General features: G+C 45.7%; 2 protein-coding genes. Both read right to left on the bottom strand.

Going from position 1 to position 2997, the window contains the following annotated elements:
- Positions 1–2026 (bottom strand): Calx-beta domain-containing protein (locus tag QL982_RS14210; protein ID WP_290190425.1); only part of this gene is annotated, 2026 nt, incomplete at its 3' end.
- Between the two features lie 90 nt (positions 2027–2116).
- A complete protein-coding gene (locus QL982_RS14215; RefSeq protein ID WP_290190426.1) occupies positions 2117–2833 on the bottom strand; it encodes an OmpA family protein in 717 nt (238 codons plus the stop codon).
- Between the last annotated feature and the right edge of the window lie 164 nt (positions 2834–2997).

Below are 2997 nucleotides of genomic sequence, written 5' to 3' on the forward strand. Positions count from 1 at the left end.
TGAGCGCATTGCTGATGCTCATGCCAAAGCCTTCTGAGACCTCATAGAGGGCATCGTCATTCGGGGTAATGGTAAAGAATGGGTTGGCAGTGCTGCCTGCGGGAATGGTGACGCTAACCCCGGCTAAGGCTTCTGCCACCGTGAGGGTTTGGGTGCTGCCATCGCTGTTGGTGAGAACGATGCTGTCAATGTCACCAGCATCAATGTCGCCAAGCGTTAAGGTGGCGGTGACGCTGCTGTCTTTATCGGTCGCCCCTGTTTGGCTGATGGCAAAGACAAGGGTGTCCGTACTGCCTTCAATCGCGCTATCGGTCGTCGCCTCAATGCTGATCTCAGGAATGGCATCACCCGCATCGTTAATCGTGCCGGTCCCTATCACGCCGCCAATCGCAAGCGTGGTGGTTTCATTGTTCTCAAGAATGGTGTCATTTGACGTCGGATAGCTGACGGTAAAGCCGGTAACCCCAGCAGGGACGGTGATGGTGCCCGCTACTGGATCATAGGTGACACCGTTGCTAAAGATGAGATCAGCAGGGTCGCTGCTGTAATCACCAGCGGTTGCACTGCCATCCGTTAAATCAAAGTCATAAGTAACATCGGCTTCGGTGACGCCATTGACGGTGACTTGGTGAACCAGGTCGTCGCCTTCTGTCGCGCTTGCATTGCCAACGCTTAGGGTCGGTTTGTCGCCTTCTTTCGGCGTGCCGTCGGTAGCGTCTTCATCGAGGATGACGGCGGTATCTGTGGCCGTGCCAATGCTGGCATTCAGCGGATTGCTGATTTTCAGCACTAGGCTTTCTGATTGTTCATAAATAGTATCGTCGACTACTGTGACGGTAATAGCCGGTGCAGACGTATGCCCTGCCTGTATCTTGATACTTGTTCCATTGGTTAGAAAATCTTGGATATCACTTGCATTACTTAAAAATACAGTAACACCATCAACGCCCACGTAACTAATAGAAGCAATATCTGCCACTTCAATACTACTAGTTTCATCAAGCTTGACGTTAACCAACGTGTCAAAGTTACTCATTTTATCTTGTGATATAGTAAAAACTAATCCGTGGTTTACTCCTTCAACGGCTAGGTTGTCACTAGCTACAATGCTTACAGTTGGAATATCACTACCCGTGGTTGGGTTGTTAGGATCGACAGGTGTCGTACCATCAGTTGTACCATCGTCATAGATGACCGTATCTACGGTATCATTGTTAGCATCAATAGCAGCTCTACCAGCAGTCACACTCGTGATGACAACGGTAAAACTCTCAGCACCTTCATAGATATCATCATTGACAATTGGCACGCCAAAATCAATAGAAGTCTGTCCAGCCGGAATCGTTACCGTTTGTGTGATTGGTGCTATAAAGTCATCACTCTCAGCAGATTTAGGCGTGATAGTAATGGTAACGGTGGTATCCGTATCACTCACTTTATCCAGATTAACTGTATATAACGCCGTGTTTGCTTCGTTGTTTGCATCGGCTTCGCTCAAGCTAATAACACCGCTAAGGCTGACGATAGGCGCAGGATCAACAGGCGCATCGTCACTACTGCCTCCACTGCTGCTACCAGCGATTAAACCAACCAATCCAAGACCCGCTGCGGCAGGTATCCACCACGGTATTGCTGCCACTAGATATTCAGTTCCACCTAGTGCCTGTCCTTCGACGGCACCTTCCTCTAACTGCGTCACGTAGTCATAGGTTTCACCAGTATCTGGTATATAGTAGTAATACTCTCCATCTTCCGCGATTCCGAGTAATGCGCGCTCTTCATTATCGTAGAAACCTTCTATAATAAGATCGCTATCTTCGCCATCTTCTTCAAAAGAGACATGTAAATCATTTTTTAGACGCTTAGTAATAATATGGTTTGGCGCACGGCCTATAGCAGTATCATGAAACTCGTAATTTACTTTATCCATAGCGGTAATGATGGTGGGTTTGCCATCTTGAGTCACTACTGGCACTTGATCTATGGTCTGAGTCGCATCGTTAGTTTTAACTATAATAGTATTCATATGATGTTTTCCTTCGATTTATTAGTTCAAATAATACGGATTGATATATTCACATTAGGCAAGTTTGGTTGCCAAAGGGTAATACTATTATTAGTTACGTACGCGCTCTTCAACTACAGCAACAACGCGGCGATTAAGTTGACGACCGTCTACGGTATCATTGCTTGCTCGTGGTTGCGACTCTCCATAACCAATCGCACTGAGACGATCAGCTGCCACACCAAATTGAGTCATTAACACCTCTTTTACGGCATTTACTCGGCGTTGAGACAGGGCTTGGTTATAAGCATCTTTACCGCGACTATCGGTATGGCCTTCGATGGTTACCACTGTGTTGGGATACTGCTTCATGAAGTCTGCTACTTCAGTTACTTTTGAATAATAATCTGGTCGTACAATGGCCTTGTCAGTTTCGAACAGCACCTCAAGATCAATCGTCATTTTCTCCATTAAAGCGGGCGTTTGCACTTCTACCACTGGAGGCGGAGTGATAGGTTGTATCACTGCTATAGGTAGTGGACAGTTGGGTACAACACGGCTGATTTGATGGCTTTGATAACGCTTGTTCGCTAGGAGTGGCAATGCACTTTCAGGCGTTATCTGCTCCAACGTACTTTGTCCTTGTTCATTCATACTAATATAAAAAAAGTAAGTTTGACCGCCAGTCAACTCATAGTCTTGCTTATCTGCTAATAAATTATTATTTTTGAAACCCGTTGCATGAGCACTTAGCTGATTCGTACCGACACATGAGTTAACCACGGTATAGTTGTCTGCATGTAAACTGACTTGAAACCTATTATTCACGGAAACATTGGCGCTGGTTTGTTCAGAGTAATTATCATTTTTTCGGATGAATACCAAACGAGTTTTATCGTTAGCCACTTCTTTTTGTGGTGGTGTATCAAAAAGTATGCTGAGGAATTAAAGGAGGGGTGACAGCCGAAGCAAGATGATATATTTGAGGTTAT

The sequence above is a fragment of the Psychrobacter sp. 5A.1 genome, from assembly GCF_030407455.1.
Classification (GTDB): Bacteria; Pseudomonadota; Gammaproteobacteria; order Pseudomonadales; family Moraxellaceae; genus Psychrobacter.